This is a genomic window from Quisquiliibacterium sp. (genome assembly GCF_982640115.1).
Map to the genome: position 1 here is coordinate 1 of NZ_CEXFHW010000080.1, position 16,673 is coordinate 16,673.

Sequence of the window (16,673 nt, forward strand, 5' to 3'; positions counted from 1 at the left end):
GCTCAGCGGCAACCTGTTCGAGTCGGCGGTGATGAAGACCTCGGTGATCACCGCGGAATTCCGCGCCCGCTACCTGCAGCGCGCCGGTGACGAGGGGGCTTTCGAGGGCCGCGCCATCGTCTTCGAGGGCCCCGAGGACTACCACGCGCGCATCAATGACCCCGCGCTGGCGATCGATGCCGATTGCCTGCTGTTCATCCGCGGTGTCGGGCCGATCGGCTATCCGGGTGCGGCCGAGGTGGTCAACATGCTGCCGCCCGACGCGCTGGTGCGCCAGGGCATCACGATGCTGCCCTGCGTGGGCGACGGCCGCCAGTCCGGCACCTCGGCCAGCCCTTCCATCCTGAATGCGTCACCCGAATCGGTGGTCGGCGGCGGCCTTGCCCTGCTGCGCACCGGCGACCGGGTCCGCATCGACCTCGCCCGGCGTCGCGCCGACATGCTGATCTCCGATGACGAACTCGCCCGGCGGCGCGCTGCCTGGCAGCCGCCCGCGCTGGTCAGCCAGACACCCTGGCAGGAGTTGCAGCGTCGCCATGTGGGGCAATTGCAGACCGGTGCCTGCCTCGACTTCGCGGTGAGTTATCAGCGCATCGACGCCACGCACGGAATTCCCCGCGACAATCATTGACATTCGACCCGGAAATACCGGGCTTTCTCGTCTGGGGGAGGGGTCGAAGCCTTCTGTCACCCCGAGGCGGCCGCCGGTCGTGTTTGCCTCGCCCCTGGCCTTTGGACATAATCCGCCCCGCACCGATCCCCGGTGCCCGACAACCCGTCAACCCCTGTCTGTGCACCCGGATGGCCGAAGACATCATTCTCGAAACGCGTGGGCTGGTGAAGGAGTTCAAGGGTTTCGTCGCCGTCAGCGATGTGAACCTGAAGGTCCAGCGCGGTCACATCCATGCCCTGATCGGCCCCAATGGCGCCGGCAAGACCACGGTGTTCAACCTGCTCACCAAGTTTCTGCCGCCCACCCGCGGACAGATCCTCTACAAGGGCCAGGACATCACCCACGAGAAGCCGGCCCAGACCGCGCGCCGGGGCATCGTCCGGTCCTTCCAGATCTCGGCCACCTTCCCGCATCTCACGGTCCTCGAGAACGTGCGCATCGGCCTGCAGCGCGAGCTCGGCACCTCCTTCCACTTCTGGAAGTCCGAGCGCACGCTCGAGGCCCTGCACGACCGCGCCCGGGCGCTGCTCGAGACCGTGGGGCTTCAGGACTATGCCGACACGGTCACCGTCGAGCTGCCCTACGGCCGCAAGCGGGCGCTCGAGATTGCCACCACCCTGGCCACCGAGCCCGAGCTCATGCTGCTCGATGAGCCCACCCAGGGCATGGGCCACGAGGATGTCGAGCGCGTCACCCAGCTCATCAAGAAGGTCTCGGCCAACCGCACCGTTCTCATGGTCGAGCACAACATGAACGTGGTCTCGAGCATCGCCGATCGCATCAGCGTGCTGCAGCGGGGTCAGGTGATCGCCGAAGGCCCCTACGAGACGGTATCGAAGGATCCGCAGGTGCTCGAGGCCTACATGGGCAGCGAGGCCGCTGAGTTGCGGGGAGCGCATGGCTGAGAACACCGAATTCCTGCGGGTCACCGACCTGCACGCCTTCTACGGCGAGTCGCACATCCTGCACGGGGTGGACCTCACCGTGAACAAGGGCGAGGTGGTCACGCTGCTCGGCCGCAATGGCGCGGGCCGCACCACCACGCTGAAGTCGATCCTCGGCCTGGTGGGCCGGCGGACCGGCTCGATCATGATCAACGGCACCGAGGCGATCGGTCTGCCACCGCACCGCATCGCGCAGCTCGGCCTTGGCTACTGCCCGGAGGAACGCGGCATCTTCGCCAGCCTGTCCTGCGAAGAGAACCTCATGCTGCCGCCCAGCGTGGGCTCGGCGGGCATGTCGATCGACGAGATCTACGCCATGTTCCCCAACCTCAAGGAGCGTCGCAACAGCCAGGGCACGCGCCTTTCGGGTGGCGAGCAGCAGATGCTGGCGGTCGCGCGCATCCTGCGCACCGGCGCGCGGTTGCTGCTGCTCGACGAGATCTCCGAGGGTCTTGCCCCGGTGATCGTGCAGGCGCTGGCCCGCATGATCCGCACGCTTCGCGAGCGCGGCTTCACGGTGATCATGGTCGAGCAGAACTTCCGTTTCGCCGCCCCGCTGGCCGACCGCTTCTATGTCATGGAGCACGGCCGAATCGTCGAGGGCTTCAGCGCCGCCGAACTCGACGCCAAGATGGGCATGCTCCACGAATACCTCGGCGTCTGAGCCTGGCCAGCCAGTCGCCATCACGGTTCCCGGCCCCAACACACAACCGCACAACACCCCCAGCACTCAGGGAGACACCATGTTCAAGCGCACTCTGATTTCCACCCTGGTTGCCGGCGCCATGGCCCTGTCGGCCGGCGCCAGCGCGCAGGTCTCCGACGGCGTGATCAAGATCGGCGTCATCAACGACATGTCGGGCCTGTATGCCGACATCACCGGGCAGGGCTCGGTGATCGCCGCCCGCATGGCGGTCGAGGACTTCGGCGCCGCCAAGAAGAACATGAAGGTCGAGATCCTCTCGGCCGACCATCAGAACAAGCCCGACATCGGTTCGAGCATCGTTCGCAAGTGGTTCGACACCGACAAGGTCGATGCGGTTGCCGATGTGCCCACCTCCTCGGTGGCGCTGGCGGTCAACCAGATCGTGCGCGAGAAGGGCAAGGTCATGCTGAACTCCGGCGCGGCCACCTCCGATCTCACCGGCAAGGACTGCTCCCCCAATACGGTTCACTGGACCTACGACACCTGGATGCTGGCCAACGGCACCGGCTCGGCGATCGTCAAGACCGGCGGTGACACCTGGTTCTTCCTGACCTCCGACTATGCCTTCGGCCATGCGCTCGAGCGCGACACCGAGGCGGTGGTGCTCAAGTCCGGCGGCAAGGTGCTGAACAAGGTGCGTCATCCGCTGAACACCCAGGACTTCTCCTCGTTCCTGCTGCAGGCCCAGGCTTCCAAGGCCAAGATCATCGGTCTGGCCAACGCCGGCGGCGACACCCAGAACTCGATCAAGCAGGCGGCCGAGTTCGGCATCACCCGCGGCGGCCAGAACCTGGCCGGTCTGCTGGTGTTCCTGCCCGATGTTCACGCCCTCGGCCTGGACAAGGCCCAGGGCCTGATCTTCACCGAGACCTTCTACTGGGACCTGAACGACCAGACCCGTGCGTGGACCAAGCGGTTCGTCGCGCAGAGCGGCGGCAAGTATCCGTCGATGGTCCATGCCGGCGTCTATGGCTCGGTGCTGCACTATCTCAAGGCGGTCGAAGCCCTCAAGAGCGACGACGGGACCAAGGTGGTGGCCAAGATGAAGGAGTTGGCCACCGACGATGTGCTGTTCGGCAAGGGCACCATCCGCGCCGATGGCCGCAAGCTGCACCCGGCCTACCTGGTCGAGGTCAAGAAGCCGGCGGAGTCCAAGGGCCCGTACGACTACTACAAGGTCCGGGCCACCATCCCGGCTGACCAGGCTTTCCGGCCCATCGACCAGGGCAACTGCCCGCTGGTCGCCAAGAAGTAAGCTCACCGACAAGGCTCAGCGGCGGCTCCCATGGAGATCTTCGGCGTTCCCACCCAGGCCCTGTTCGGGCAGCTGCTGATCGGCCTGATCAACGGCTCGTTCTACGCGTTGCTGTCGCTGGGCCTGGCGGTCATCTTCGGCCTGCTCAACATCATCAACTTCACCCACGGCGCCCAGTACATGATGGGCGCGTTCGTGGCCTACCTCGCCCTGAACTACCTGCAGCTCGGCTACTGGTGGTCGCTGCTGCTGGCGCCGATCGTGGTCGGGGTGTCGGGGGTGATCGTCGAGCGGGTGTTTCTCGCCCGGCTCTACAAGCTCGATCATCTCTACGGGCTGCTGCTCACCTTCGGGCTGGGGCTGATCATCCAGGGGCTGTTCCGCAATGAGTTCGGCTCGTCGGGCCAGCCCTACCCGATCCCGCCCGAGCTCACCGGCGGCAAGAACCTCGGCTTCATGTTCCTGCCCAACTATCGGGCCTGGGTGATCGGTGCCTCGCTGGTGCTGTGCCTGGTCACCTGGTATGTCATCGAGCGCACCAAGCTCGGCGCGTATCTGCGGGCGGCCACCGAGAACCCGGCGCTGGTGCAGTCCTTCGGCATCAATGTGCCCCGGATGATCACGCTCACCTACGGCTTCGGCGTGGGGCTGGCCGCGCTGGGCGGCGTCATGGCCGCCCCGATCTATCAGGTCAGCCCGCAGATGGGTGCCGACCTGATCATCGTGGTGTTTGCCGTGGTGGTGATCGGCGGCATGGGCTCCATCCTGGGGTCGATCATCACCGGGTTCGGCCTGGGCCTGGTCGAGGGCCTCACCAAGGTCTTCTACCCCGAAGCCTCGAACACCGTGATCTTCGTGATCATGGCCATCGTCCTGCTGATCAAGCCCGCCGGGCTGTTCGGCACCCAGAAGTAGCGCAGGGGCTCCTCATGTCCTCATCCACCGTCCCGATCGTGGCCGGCGCCGGCGCCGGCACCGGTCACCAGAAGATCGCGTTCCTGATCCTCTTCGCGTTCTTCCTGCTGGCGCCGCTGGTGCTCTACCCCGTTTTCCTGATGAAGGTGATGTGCTTCGCGCTGTTCGCGTGCGCCTTCAACCTGCTCATCGGCTTCGGCGGGCTGCTCTCCTTCGGCCATGCCATGTTCCTCGGTACCGCCGGGTACGCGGCAGCGCATTCGGCCAAGGTCTGGGGCTTCAATCCCGAGTTCGCCCTGATCTTCGCCACCGCCTGCGCGGCGCTCATGGGCTGGGTCACCGGGCTGCTTGCCATCAAGCGTCAGGGCATCTACTTCGCCATGATCACGCTGGCGCTGTCGCAGATGATCTTCTTCTTCTACCTGCAGGCGCCGTTCACCGGCGGCGAGGACGGCATCCAGGCGGTGCCGCGCGGCAAGCTCTTCGGCCTGTTCGACATGTCGGGCAACTACGCCATGTACGCGCTGGTCTTCGTGGTGTTCTTCGCCGCGTTCGGCCTCATCTGGCGGGTGGTTCACTCGCCCTTCGGCCAGGTGCTCAAGGCCATCCGCGAGAACGAGCCGCGGGCGTTGTCCCTGGGTTATGACACCGACCGCTACAAGCTCATGGCCTATGTGCTGTCGGCCACGCTGGCGGGGCTGGCCGGTGGCCTGAAGTCGCTGGTGTTCCAACTCGCCTCGCTCACCGATGTGCACTGGTCGATGTCCGGCGAGGTGGTGCTCATGACCCTGGTGGGCGGACTGGGCACCATGTTCGGCCCCATCGTCGGCGCCGCCGTGATCATCACCATGCAGAACTACCTCGCCGAGCTTGGCGCCTGGGTGACGGTGGTGCAGGGCGTCATCTTCGTGGTCTGCGTGATGTCCTTCCGCCGCGGCATCATCGGCGAGATCGCCAACCTCATCCGCAAGCCGCTCTAGCCCGCTGCGGCTGACTGTCGCTGACGGTCTGAGGGCCTGAACTGGCGCGCGGCGCCGACCGCGCGCCGTCAGCCCGGCAGCTCAGTCGACCACCGTGCGAGACTGTTCGCGCAGGTAGAGCGGCAGATACCAGTGGGATCCGATCGCCTTGCCGGTGCTGCCGCTGCCCTTCCAGCCCCCGAAGGGCTGGTAGCCGGGCCAGGCACCGGTCGTGGCGCCCTGAGGGCGGTTCACATAGGTGACCCCCGCCTCGATGCGATCGAGGAAGCCGTCGACCTCCGAGGCCGCGCCATAGAAACCGGCGGTCAGTCCGTAAGGCAGGCCGTTGGCAAGATCGATGCCTTCACCGACGCTGTCGATCTCCTCGACCAGCACCAGCGGGATGAACTTCTCCTCGCGCCAGAGGCGAAAGTCGCGCGGCGCGCGGGCGATGGTGGGGGCGACGAACCAGCCATGCTGCAGATCACCCTCGGTCAGGCTGCGCCCGCCCTCGTCGATCCGACCGTGCTGGCGCACCTGCGACACGCAGCGCTGATAGCGTTCGAACGCTGCCTGGTTGATCAGCGGCCCCATCCAGTGACTGCGTTCGGTGGGGTCACCCACCCGGATCGCCCGCGTGAGGGTGACCATGCGCTCGCGCAGCGCCTGCGCCACCGGCCGCTCCACATACACGCGCGAGCAGGCCGAGCACTTCTGGCCCTGCAGGCCGAAGGCCGAACGCACGATGCCGGTGGCCGCCCGGTCGAGATCGGCGTGGCGGCTGACCACCACCGCGTTCTTGCCGCCCATCTCGGTGATGCACGGCCGCGGCCAGGGCCCCTGCGCGAAGCGGCGGAAGAGGTGCATGCCCACCTCGGATGAACCGGTGAAGGTCACGCCCGCGATGGCGGGGTCGGTGCAGATCACCTCGCCGAACACCGCGCCGTCGGCGGTCACATGGTTGACCACCCCCGGGGGCAGGCCGGCATCCCGCAGCGCCGCCATGAGCAGCGAGCCGCTCCATGCGGTGTCGCTCGCGACCTTGAAGACCACGGTGTTGCCGGTGACCAGCGCGGCACCGATCGGGCCGGCCGCCAGGGCCACCGGGAAGTTGAAGGGCGCCACCACCGCCCAGGGACCGCAGGGGCGCAGGCGCGTGGCGTTGCGGCTGCGCCATCCCGGCAGCGGATCGTCGGGCAGCGTGATCTCGAAGCCCTCGTTGCGCACCATCTGGTCGCAGTACCAGGTGATCAGGTCGGCGCTCTCCTGCACTTCGCCGATCGCCTCCATGCGGTTCTTGCCGACCTCGATCGCGACGGCAGCCGAGATCTCGTACACCCGGGTCTCGATCAGCGCTGCCACCCGACGCAGCATCGACACCCGCTCCTGCCACGGTGTTGCCGCCCAGGCGGGGAAGGCAGCCTTCGCCGCTGCCACGGCCTCGCTCACCAGGCCCGCATCCGCGCGCGAGAAGACGCCGAGCACCTGCCGGCGATCGGCCGGGGCACGGGTCTCGAAGCGGTCTGCGCCATGACGGGGCTGACCCGCGATCCACATCGGGTGCTCCGCGCCGGCGCTCGCCCTTGCCGTCGCGAGGGCGGCCTCGAAGCGTTGATGCAGCGACTCGGGAGGGTCGAACATCGTCGAGTAGGTCAGGCGAAAGCCGTCCTGTGGGTCGGTGGTCATGATCTTGGCTCCTGAACGGGCGCAGCCGGGGGCGTCGATTGTGCCGCCAATCAGGGGGCGCGTGAATGAAAGCGCCGGCGGTCTTGCGATGCGGAGGATGGACGAACGGGCAATGGCACGGCCGCGCATGCCTCTTTCCCGGGCCTGCTTGCAGTCCGCGCAAGACATCCGTATAACTGCGGGGCCGTGCAGTTCGGCGGTACGGAAAACGCATCGACAACAGGGTCCGTCCAAGGATCCGGGAGACACAACCAGGTGGCTAAAGACGCTCTGCTGAGCGTCCAGGGCATCACCGTGCGCTTCGGCGGCGTGGTGGCGCTGGACTCCGTCAGCTTCGATGTGCCGCGCGGCGGCGTGTGCGGTCTGATCGGCCCCAACGGGGCTGGCAAGACCACCCTGTTCAACTGCCTCAGCCGGCTGTACGCCTACCAGCAGGGCGATCTTCTGTTCGAAGGCAAGTCGATCACGGCTACGCCGGTCCACGAGATCGCGTCGCTGGGCATCGGTCGCACCTTCCAGAACCTGGCCATGTTCAAGACCATGACGGTCGAGCGCAATGTCATGATCGGCGCGCACTGCCGGTCGGGCGCCGGGTTCTTCTCCAGTGCGCTGTGGCTGCCTTCGGTTCGTGCCGAAGAGGAGCGCCTTCGCGGCCGTGCCCACGAGATCATGAAGTACCTCAATCTCCTGCCGTTTGCGCAACGGCCGGCAGGAGATCTTCCCTTCGGCATTCAGAAGCGGGTGGAGTTCGCCCGTGCGCTGGCTGCCGACCCGAAACTGCTCCTGCTCGACGAGCCCGCCGCCGGCCTGAATCACGAGGAACTCGACGGCCTCGGTGACCTGATCAAGGATGTCCGCGACCGCCTGAACATCACGGTGCTGCTCGTGGAACACCACATGAGCCTGGTGATGTCGGTGTCCGATCACATCATCGCCCTGAACTTCGGCAGGAAGATCGCCGAGGGCACCCCCACCGAGATCCAGAACCATCCCGATGTGATTGCCGCCTACCTTGGGGCGCCCGCCGATGCCAAAGCTGCTTGAAGTCACCAACCTCAACGCGTCGTACGGCGCCACCCAGGCCCTGTTCGGCGTGAGCTTCGCCCTCGAGCAGGGCAAGATCACCACCATCCTGGGTGCCAACGGCGCGGGCAAGACCACCACCCTGCGAGCGCTCTGCCAGACGGTCAAGACCTCCGGCAGCATCAAGATCGATGGCACCGAGGTCATCGGCAAGGCCACCGAGGCGGTGGTCCGCATGGGCGTGGCCCATGTGCCCGATGGCCGCGGAACCTTCACCGGCCTCACCGTCGAGGAGAACCTGCGCCTGGGCTCCTTCACCCGTCGCGACAAGGCCGAGGTGGCGCTCGACATGGAGCGCATGTACGCGCGCTTCCCGCGCCTGAAGGAACGGCGCCAGCAGCAGGCCGGCACGCTCTCGGGCGGCGAGCAGCAGATGCTCGCGATCAGCCGGGCGCTCATGCTGCGGCCCCGTCTGCTGCTGCTCGACGAGCTCTCGTTCGGCCTGGCGCCGCTGATCGTCGCCGAGATCTTCCGGATCATGCGAGAGATCAACAAGCAGGACAAGGTGAGCATGCTGCTGGTCGAGCAGAACGCCACGCTCGCGCTCGACCTCGCCGACGACGCCTACCTGCTGGAAACCGGCCGGGTGGCCATCTCCGGCCCCTGCGAAACCATCAAGAACGACGAGACGGTGCGCCGTTCCTACCTCGGTTACTGAGCCAGCCACGGACATCACCATGGAAGCACTCCTTCACCAGATTTTCGCGGGCCTGGCCAACGGGGGCATCTATGCCTCGGTGGCGCTTGCCCTGGTCATGATCTATCAGGCCACTCACCACATCAATTTCGCCCAGGGCGAGATGGCCACCTTCAGCACCTTCATCGCCTGGGCGATGATCAACAACGGCATGCCCTACTGGGCGGCGTTCTTCCTCACCATCGCGATCTCCTTCGTGGGCGGCCTGCTCATCCAGCGCATCATCCTCAAGCCGGTGGAGAAGGCGCCCGCGCTCACCAACGTCATCGTGTTCATCGGCCTGCTGGTGATCTTCAATGCGGTGGCCGGCTGGGTCTTCGAGCACACCATCAAGGCCTTCGCCTCGCCCTTTCCCAAGGACGCGTTCTACGCCACCAAGTACTTCAGTGCCCACGAGATCGGTTCGGTGGTGGTCATGCTGTGCGTGCTCGGTCTGCTGTTCTCGTTCTTCCGGTTCACCCCGCTGGGGCTGGCCATGCGAGCCGCGGCGCAGAACCCTGACTCGGCGCGGCTGGTTGGCGTGCGGGTGTCCTGGATGCTGGGCATGGGTTGGGGCCTGGCGGCGGCCATCGGGGCGGTCGCCGGCATGATGGTCGCGCCAATCGTCTACCTCGACCCGAACATGATGTCCGGCATCCTGCTGTACGGTTTCGCCGGTGCCCTGCTCGGCGGCATCGACAATCCCTGGGGCGCGGTGATCGGCGGCTTCATCGTCGGCGTGCTCGAGAACCTGCTGGGCGCGTATGTGATCGGCACCGAGCTCAAGCTCTCGGTTGCGCTGGTGCTGATCGTCGGCACGCTCACCCTGAAGCCCAACGGCCTGTTCGGCAAAGTGCTGGTGACCCGCGTATGAACACCATCGACCGCAAGTGGATCTGGATCGGCGGGCTGATCACCCTGGCCGTCCTGCTGGTGCTGCCCTTCCTGGTGAAGAACTACCGGGTGTTCCAGTTCAACCTCGTGATCGTCTACGCGATCGCGGTGCTCGGACTGAACATCCTCACCGGCTACAACGGGCAGTTCTCCCTGGGCCACGGCGCGTTCTACGCGATCGGCGCCTACACCTCGGCCATCCTGATGGATCAGGCGGGCATGCCGTACTGGCTCACGCTGCCGCTTGCGGCGGTGGTGTGCTTCACCTTCGGTGTGCTCATGGGCTTCCCGGCCCTGCGTCTGGAGGGTCACTTCCTCGCGCTGGCCACTTTCGCGCTGGCGCTGGCGGTGCCTCAGCTGCTGAAGTACAAGAAGCTCGAGGGCATGACCGGCGGCGTGCAGGGCATCGTGCTGTCCAAGCCCGAGCCGCCCTTCACCTTCAGGCTGTTCGACCAGCCGCTGAACGCCGATCGCTGGCTGTATTTCTTCTCGCTCTTCATCGCGCTGATCATGTTCCTGATTGCCTGGAACCTGCTGCGCGGTCGGGTGGGGCGGGCGCTGGTCGCCATCCGCGATCATCCGATCGCGGCTTCGGCCATGGGCATCAACCTGCCGGTGTTCAAGACCATCACCTTCGGCGTGTCGGCGGCCTTCACCGGCGTGGCCGGTGCGCTGGGCGCGATCATCGTGGCCTTTGTGGCGCCCGACAGCTTCACGGTGTTCCTGTCGATCACCTTCCTGGTCGGCGTGGTCATCGGTGGCCTGGCCTCGATCCCGGGAGCGATCTTCGGTGCGATCTTCATCCAGTTCGTGCCCAACATTGCTGACGAAATTTCCAAGTCGGCGCCCTGGGCCATCTACGGGATCTTCCTGATCGTGTTCATGTACCTGATGCCGTTCGGGGTGTCGGGCATGTTCGCCCGGGTGTTCGCCAAACTGCGGGGAGCGGGCAGCCCGGCCAAGGGCGCCTGAAGACCGGAGTGATCATGTTTCGCGGGGTTGCTGCCGTCCCCGCGGGTTTCTTCAAAGGCAGTTACCTCTCGTTCCAGGAGTGATCGGCATGGACAGAAGACAGATGAACGGGATCATCGCGGCGGCCGCCGCAGCGATGGTTTCCCCCCTGGCCTCGGCCCAAAAGAAGTATGACTCGGGCGCCAGCGACAAGGAGATCAAGATCGGCGGCATCAGCCCCTACTCGGGCCCGGCGTCCAGCTACGGCACGATCGGCAAGTGCATCAAGGCCTACTTCGACAAGGTCAACGCCGAAGGCGGCGTCAACGGCCGCAAGATCAACTGGATCTCCTACGACGACGGCTACAACCCGGCGCGTACCGTGGAGATGGCCCGCAAGCTGGTCGAGCAGGACGAAGTGCTGTTCATCTTCAATGTGCTGGGCACGCCCACCAATTCCTCGATTCATCGCTACATGAATCAGAAGAAGGTGCCGCAGCTGTTCAACGCCACCGGCGCCACCAAGTGGGGCGATCCCAAGGACTTCCCCTGGACCATGGGCTGGCAGCCGAGCTACCAGTCCGAGGCGAAGATCTACGCCCAGCACATCCTCGAGACCAAGCCGAACGCCAAGATCGGCATCCTCTACCAGAACGATGATTACGGCCGTGACTACCTCAAGGGTTTCGAGGACGGCCTCGGCGAGAAGGGCCGTGCGCTGATCATCAAGAAGCTGTCGTACGAGGTGACCGACCCGACCGCCGACAGCCAGATGGTCGAGCTCAAGGCCTCGGGCGCCGACACCTTCTTCAACATCACCATCCCGAAGTTCGCCGCGCAGACCATCAAGAAGGCGGCCGAGATCAACTGGAAGCCCACCCACTACCTGAATGGCGTGTCGGTGTCGGTGGCCTCGGTGATCGTGCCGGCGGGTGTCGAGAATGCGCGGGACATCATCTCCTGCTACTACCTGAAGGACCCGACCGATCCGCAGTGGGAGAAGGACAAGGCCTACCTCGACTGGCTGGAGTTCATGAAGAAGTACTACGCTGGCGGCGACATGAAGGATGCCAACAACGTGTACGGCTACACCGTCAGCCAGACCGTGGTCGAGGTGCTCAAGAAGTGCGGCGACACCCTCACCCGCGAGAACATCATGAAGCAGGCGGCCAGCCTCGATCTGACGCTGCCCATGCTGCTGCCCGGCATCAACATCAAGACCTCGCCCACCGACTTCTTCCCGATCGAGCGCCAGCAGCTCGTCAAGTGGGACGGCAAGAAGTGGGCGAGCTTCGGCAAGGTCTACGGACCCTGAGCCTGCCCGGGCCGGCTGCCTGCCGGTCCGACTTCCCGCCCTCGCGGCGCGGCCCTGGCCGCGCCTCCTGCGCCGCAGCACGGAATCCCGTGATGCGGCGTTTTCACATGCCGCATCGCCATGACCGGACTCGACGACCCGCAGGTGTTCATCCCCGAACTGTTCGCCAGCCATGCCCGCTATTTCCCCGACCGCCCGGCGGTGGTGGTGGGTGAAGTACGACGAACCTGGGGGGAGTTCGACCGCAACATCAGCCGCGTGGCCAATGCCCTGCTGGCCCGCGGCATCGGTCGTGGCGAACGGGTGGCGGTGCTGATGGGCAACCGTGCCGACACCCTGGAGGTGATCTTCGGCATCGTGCGGGCGGGGGCCTGTGCGGTGCCGCTCTCGGGCCTGCTGACCGGGGCGCAGCTCGCGGGCCTGATTTCCGACAGTCGAGCCTGCGCGGTGTTCGCCACTGCGGAGTTCCGCGAGCGGCTGCAGCCCGAGCGTGCGGTGCTGGGTGGCCTGGCGGCCGAGCGTTTCATCGCGGTGGGTGAGGCGGCGTCGGGCTGGGTGCCGCTCGAGGATTTCCTCGTGGGCGCGGCCGATACGCTGCCTGCGGTGCAGCACCAGATGACCGATCCCTTCAACATCATCTACAGCTCGGGCACCACCGGCCTGCCCAAGGGCATCGTGCAGACCCACCGGGCACGCCTGCACTGGGCCTTCTCGAACGCGATCGAGATGGGTTTCACCGACGCCGCACGCGCGCTGACCACCACCTCGCTCTACTCCAACGGCACCTGGCTGGTGATGCTGCCGGTACTGTTCGCGGGCGGTACGCTGGTGGCCATGCCGGCCTTCGATGCCGGGCGTTTCCTGTCGCTGGTGGCGCAGGAGCGGATCACCCACAGCTTCATGGTGCCCTCGCAGTACCAGATGGTGCTGGCCGAACCGGGGCTGGCGACGGCCGATGTGTCTTCGCTGCGCATGCTGCTGTGTGCCGGTTCCCCGCTGCGGCGGGAGACCAAGCGTGCGGTGATCGATCGCTTCGGCAACCTGCTGCACGAGATCTACGGTTTTTCCGAGGGCTTTGCCACCATGCTCAAGCCCACCCATCCCCCGGAGAAGTTCGACACCGTGGGCACGCCGGTGCTTGGCTTCGAGCTGCGGATCATCGATGAGCAGGGGCGCGAGCTGCCGCGTGGCGAGGTCGGCGAGATTGCCGGCTACGGCGCCGGCATGATGGCCGCGTATCACGATCGCCCCGAGCAGACCGAGGCCCTGATCTGGCGCGACGAGCGTGGCCGCACCTTCATCCGTTCAGGGGACATCGGGCGGCTGGATGCCGATGGGTTCCTGTCGATCGTCGATCGCAAGAAGGACATGATCATCTCCGGCGGCTTCAATGTCTTTCCGCGCGACATCGAGGAGATCCTCGCCACCCACCCGGCGGTGCTCGATGTGGCGGTGATCGGCGTGCCCCACGAGAAGTGGGGCGAGACGCCGCTGGCGCTGGTGATCCCGCGGACGGGCGAGGCGCCGCAGCCTGCCGAACTGCTCGCCTGGTCCAATGCCCGCCTGGCCAAGCATCAGCGCCTGAGCGCGGTGGAGCTGCGCGATGCCTTCCCCCGCAATGCCCTGGGCAAGGTGCTCAAGAAGGATCTGCGTGCGCCCTTCTGGGCGCAGGCGGGGCGCTCGCTGTAGCCGGCTGCCCGGCCGGCGCAAGGGCAGCGCAGCCAGTCGCGTTCTGCCGGCACGGCATGCCCATGCAGTAAGATCGGTCGGGAGAGCCGCTGCCCTTTCGATGGCGGCCCGCCGGAGGAGACTCATTCATGTCCGCACTCATGCGCTGGCCGCGGCTGCTCGCGGCGATCTGCCTCTGGGCGATCGCCGCCACCGCCACTGCCCAGACCGATACCTGGCCATCGCGCCCCATCCGCCTGGTGTCACCGTTCCCGCCTGGCGGCACCACCGACCTGCTCGCGAGGCTGTTCGCCCCACCGCTGTCGAAGGCGCTCGGGCAGCAGGTCATCGTCGAGAACCGCTCGGGGGGCGGCGGGTCGATCGGCACCGGCATGGTCGCCAAGTCGCCACCTGACGGCTATACCTTCGTGCTGGTCTTCGACACCCATGCCGTCAACCCCAGCCTGATCCCGAACCTGCCCTTCGACACCCGTGCCGACCTCGCACCGGTCATGCTGATTGCCACCGGACCCATGGTGATCACCGCGCACGCATCGCAGCCCTACCGCAGCTTCTCGGCGCTGGTGGCCGCAGCCCGCCAGAAGCCCGGGGTGATCACCTACGGCACCATCGGCACCGGCAGCCTCGCGCATCTGGCCATGACCCAGATGAACAGCCTGGGCAAGTTCAGCACCACCCACGTGCCCTACAAAGGGGGCGGCCCGCTCGCCCAGGATGCGGTCGCCGGCCATGTGCCGATTGCCATTGCCACCAGTGCGCTGCTCTCGCCGCACATCCGCAGCGGCGCCCTGGTGCCGCTGGCCGTCACCAGCGCCAGTCGTGATCCGGCCCTGCCCGATGTGCCCACCGTGGCCGAGCAGGGACTGGCCGGCTTCGAGGCACTGGCCTGGTGGGGCCTGCTGGCGCCGGCGAAGACGCCTCCGGCGATCATCCAGCGCATGAATGCCGAGGTGGGCAAGCTGCTGCGCGAGCCGCAGATCCGCGACCGACTCGTGTCCCAGGGCATGAGCATCGTGGCCTCCTCACCTGAGGAACTCAACCGATTCCTCTTTCCGCAGATGAACCGCTGGGCCGAGGTGGTCAAGGAATATGGCATCCGCGCCGGGGACTGATCGCGCCGGCCCGAAGGTGCGCGCAAGCACGGGCGCTGCGGCCGCGGGCGGGCGGGCGGTGGATCCCGCCGGCGTGCGGCCTGCCCCCGTCGGACGCGCGGCGGCCCGTCCGGCCGGCTTCTACCGTCCCGATCGCTATTCGGCCGACGAGAGCGTGGGTTACCTGATGCGCCGCGTGCTCAACGGCATGGCCCAGGCCACCGAGTTGCGTCTCGAGCCGCACGGCCTGACCAACGCCCAGTGGATGCCGCTCTTCAAGCTGCGCCTGGGCGCGGCCCAGACGGTGGCCGAGCTTGCCCGCGAGTGCCAGGCTGATGCCGGGGCCATGACCCGCATGCTCGACCGGCTCGAAGCCAAGGGGCTTTGCCGGCGCGTGCGCTCCACCGCCGATCGCCGCGTGGTCAACATCGAGCTCACCCCTGATGGCGAAAAGGCTGCCGACAAGGTGCCGCCTGCGATCGCCGATGTGCTCAATGGCTACCTCGCAGGTTTCACTCGCGAGGAGTGGGAAGTGCTGAAAAGCCTCCTGCGGCGCATGCTTGGCAACGCCGACACGGCGCGCGCGTTGCGCTGATGCCTGCCTTCCCGCCGCCGAGCGCGGCAAATTAATTGCCTATGCAAATAAAGCTTGAACAAGTTTCATCCTCCGGACCGCGGCGCGCGTGTCGGTGGGGGAGGGCGGGGAGGGCGGCGCTGGCCGTGCTGACCATGGCCGCGGGCCTCGCGGGTTGCGCTGCGCCGGGCAAGTCACCGGCGCCGGCGAAGCTGATCGAGCCGCAGGCTGCGGGCATCGATGCTGCCGTGCAGGCCGAGGCGGTGCCGGCGGGCTGGTGGCGCGAGCTCGGCGACGATGGCCTCAGTGCGCTGGTCGAATCGGCGCTGGCCGAGGCCCCCGGTCTCAGGATCATCCAGGCCCGACTGGCAGGTTCGCGCGCCCTGGTCGACGAGGCCGAGGCCGGCTTCGAGCCCTCGGCCGAACTCGGCGCCGACCTGAACCGGCAGCGCTATTCGGCCAACGGCCTGCTGCCGGCCACGGTGGCGGGCAAGGTGCGCACCATTGCCAACCTGCAGGCCGGCATGAGCTGGGAGATCGACTTCTTCGGCCGTCACCGCTCGGCGCTCGAGGCTGCGCTCGGCCGCGAGCGGGCCATGCAGGCCGAGGCACAGGCCGCGCGAGCCCTGCTGGCGGTGCAGGTGGCACAGGCCTATCTGCAGCTCGCCCGGCTGGTGGAGCAGCGCAGCCTGATCGAGGAGTGGCTTGCCGCGCGCGAGGAACAGCAGGTCCTGAGCGCCGGACGCTTTCGCGCCGGCCTCGACGATGCGGCCGGCCTGCGCGCCGCCGAGCTCGCGGTGGCTGAACTGCGGCGCCAGCGCGCACTCACCGACGAGTCGATCGGAGCGGCGCGCCGCGTGCTCGCCCATCTCAGCGCGCAGCCACCGGCGGCGCTTGCCGGCCTGTCGCCGCGCCTCGCCTTCGGCCCGCGGCTGGCCACGCCGCTCGATGTGCCCGCCGACCTCATCGGCCGGCGCGCCGACCTGTCGGCAGCCCGCTGGCGGGTGGAGGCCTCGGTGCGCGATGTCGAATCGGCCCGTGCCCGCTTCTATCCGAACATCAACCTCGGCGCGCTGATCGGCCTGAACAGCATCGGGCTCGACCGGCTGTTCGAAGGCAGCAGCTGGCAGGCGGGCGCGGCCCCGGCCATCCGGCTGCCGATCTTCGAGGCGGGCCGGCTGCGGGCCGCGCTGCGCGCTCGTCAGGCCGAGCTCGACCTCGCCGTGGAGTCGTACAACCAGGTGCTGCTCGACGCGGTGCGC

At 67.0% G+C, this 16,673-nt stretch carries 16 protein-coding genes; 15 read left to right on the top strand and 1 reads right to left on the bottom strand.

Features of this window, described 5'->3' with window-relative positions; translation table 11 throughout:
• The 6 genes from AC2H6A_RS10620 to AC2H6A_RS10645 form a co-directional block, all read left to right on the top strand.
• Positions 1-631 (top strand): IlvD/Edd family dehydratase (locus tag AC2H6A_RS10620; protein WP_484273321.1); only part of this gene is annotated, 631 nt, incomplete at its 5' end.
• 170 nt (positions 632-801) lie between these two features.
• Complete coding sequence (locus AC2H6A_RS10625; RefSeq protein WP_484273323.1) at positions 802-1,578, top strand: ABC transporter ATP-binding protein; 777 nt, start codon at positions 802-804, stop codon at positions 1,576-1,578.
• Positions 1,571-2,281, top strand: coding sequence for an ABC transporter ATP-binding protein (locus AC2H6A_RS10630; protein ID WP_484273325.1), 711 nt, complete (start codon positions 1,571-1,573; stop codon positions 2,279-2,281). Before AC2H6A_RS10625 ends, AC2H6A_RS10630 begins: the two co-directional genes overlap by 8 nt.
• A 79-nt stretch (positions 2,282-2,360) precedes the next feature.
• Positions 2,361-3,578: an ABC transporter substrate-binding protein gene (locus tag AC2H6A_RS10635; protein WP_484273327.1), complete on the top strand. Its 1,218-nt coding sequence runs from the start codon at positions 2,361-2,363 to the stop codon at positions 3,576-3,578.
• Positions 3,579-3,608: 30 nt separating this feature from the next.
• Entirely contained in the window at positions 3,609-4,493 is an 885-nt protein-coding gene (locus AC2H6A_RS10640; RefSeq protein WP_484273329.1) for a branched-chain amino acid ABC transporter permease, read from the top strand.
• Between the two features lie 14 nt (positions 4,494-4,507).
• Positions 4,508-5,473: a branched-chain amino acid ABC transporter permease gene (locus AC2H6A_RS10645; protein ID WP_484273331.1), complete on the top strand. Its 966-nt coding sequence runs from the start codon at positions 4,508-4,510 to the stop codon at positions 5,471-5,473.
• Between the two features lie 81 nt (positions 5,474-5,554).
• Here the strand turns inward: AC2H6A_RS10645 and AC2H6A_RS10650 are convergent, their stop codons facing one another.
• Positions 5,555-7,138, bottom strand: coding sequence for an aldehyde dehydrogenase family protein (locus tag AC2H6A_RS10650; RefSeq protein WP_484273333.1), 1,584 nt, complete (start codon positions 7,136-7,138; stop codon positions 5,555-5,557).
• Between the two features lie 255 nt (positions 7,139-7,393).
• Here AC2H6A_RS10650 and AC2H6A_RS10655 point away from each other — a divergent pair, with 255 nt between their 5' ends.
• From AC2H6A_RS10655 to AC2H6A_RS10695, 9 genes are all read left to right on the top strand, one after another.
• The gene (locus AC2H6A_RS10655) at positions 7,394-8,182 is read left to right on the top strand and encodes an ABC transporter ATP-binding protein (protein WP_484273335.1); all 789 of its coding nucleotides are present in this window, start codon (positions 7,394-7,396) and stop codon (positions 8,180-8,182) included.
• On the top strand, positions 8,166-8,879 hold the full coding sequence (locus AC2H6A_RS10660; protein WP_484273337.1) for an ABC transporter ATP-binding protein: 714 nt from the start codon (positions 8,166-8,168) through the stop codon (positions 8,877-8,879). The genes AC2H6A_RS10655 and AC2H6A_RS10660 overlap by 17 nt, the downstream gene beginning before the upstream one ends.
• 19 nt (positions 8,880-8,898) lie before the next feature.
• Positions 8,899-9,771, top strand: coding sequence for a branched-chain amino acid ABC transporter permease (locus AC2H6A_RS10665; RefSeq protein ID WP_484273338.1), 873 nt, complete (start codon positions 8,899-8,901; stop codon positions 9,769-9,771).
• Positions 9,768-10,763 (top strand): branched-chain amino acid ABC transporter permease, encoded by a 996-nt coding sequence (locus AC2H6A_RS10670; RefSeq protein WP_484273339.1) that lies wholly within the window; start codon positions 9,768-9,770, stop codon positions 10,761-10,763. Before AC2H6A_RS10665 ends, AC2H6A_RS10670 begins: the two co-directional genes overlap by 4 nt.
• An 88-nt stretch (positions 10,764-10,851) precedes the next feature.
• Positions 10,852-12,057, top strand: a complete 1,206-nt coding sequence (locus tag AC2H6A_RS10675; protein WP_484273341.1) for an ABC transporter substrate-binding protein — start codon at positions 10,852-10,854, stop codon at positions 12,055-12,057.
• A gap of 120 nt (positions 12,058-12,177) precedes the next feature.
• Positions 12,178-13,746, top strand: coding sequence for a class I adenylate-forming enzyme family protein (locus AC2H6A_RS10680; RefSeq protein ID WP_484273343.1), 1,569 nt, complete (start codon positions 12,178-12,180; stop codon positions 13,744-13,746).
• Positions 13,747-13,874: 128 nt separating this feature from the next.
• Complete coding sequence (locus AC2H6A_RS10685; protein ID WP_484273345.1) at positions 13,875-14,858, top strand: tripartite tricarboxylate transporter substrate binding protein; 984 nt, start codon at positions 13,875-13,877, stop codon at positions 14,856-14,858.
• A gap of 73 nt (positions 14,859-14,931) precedes the next feature.
• Positions 14,932-15,432, top strand: coding sequence for a MarR family winged helix-turn-helix transcriptional regulator (locus AC2H6A_RS10690; protein ID WP_484273347.1), 501 nt, complete (start codon positions 14,932-14,934; stop codon positions 15,430-15,432).
• Positions 15,433-15,566: 134 nt separating this feature from the next.
• Positions 15,567-16,673: efflux transporter outer membrane subunit (locus tag AC2H6A_RS10695; RefSeq protein ID WP_484273349.1), on the top strand; the 1,107-nt coding region annotated here is incomplete at its 3' end.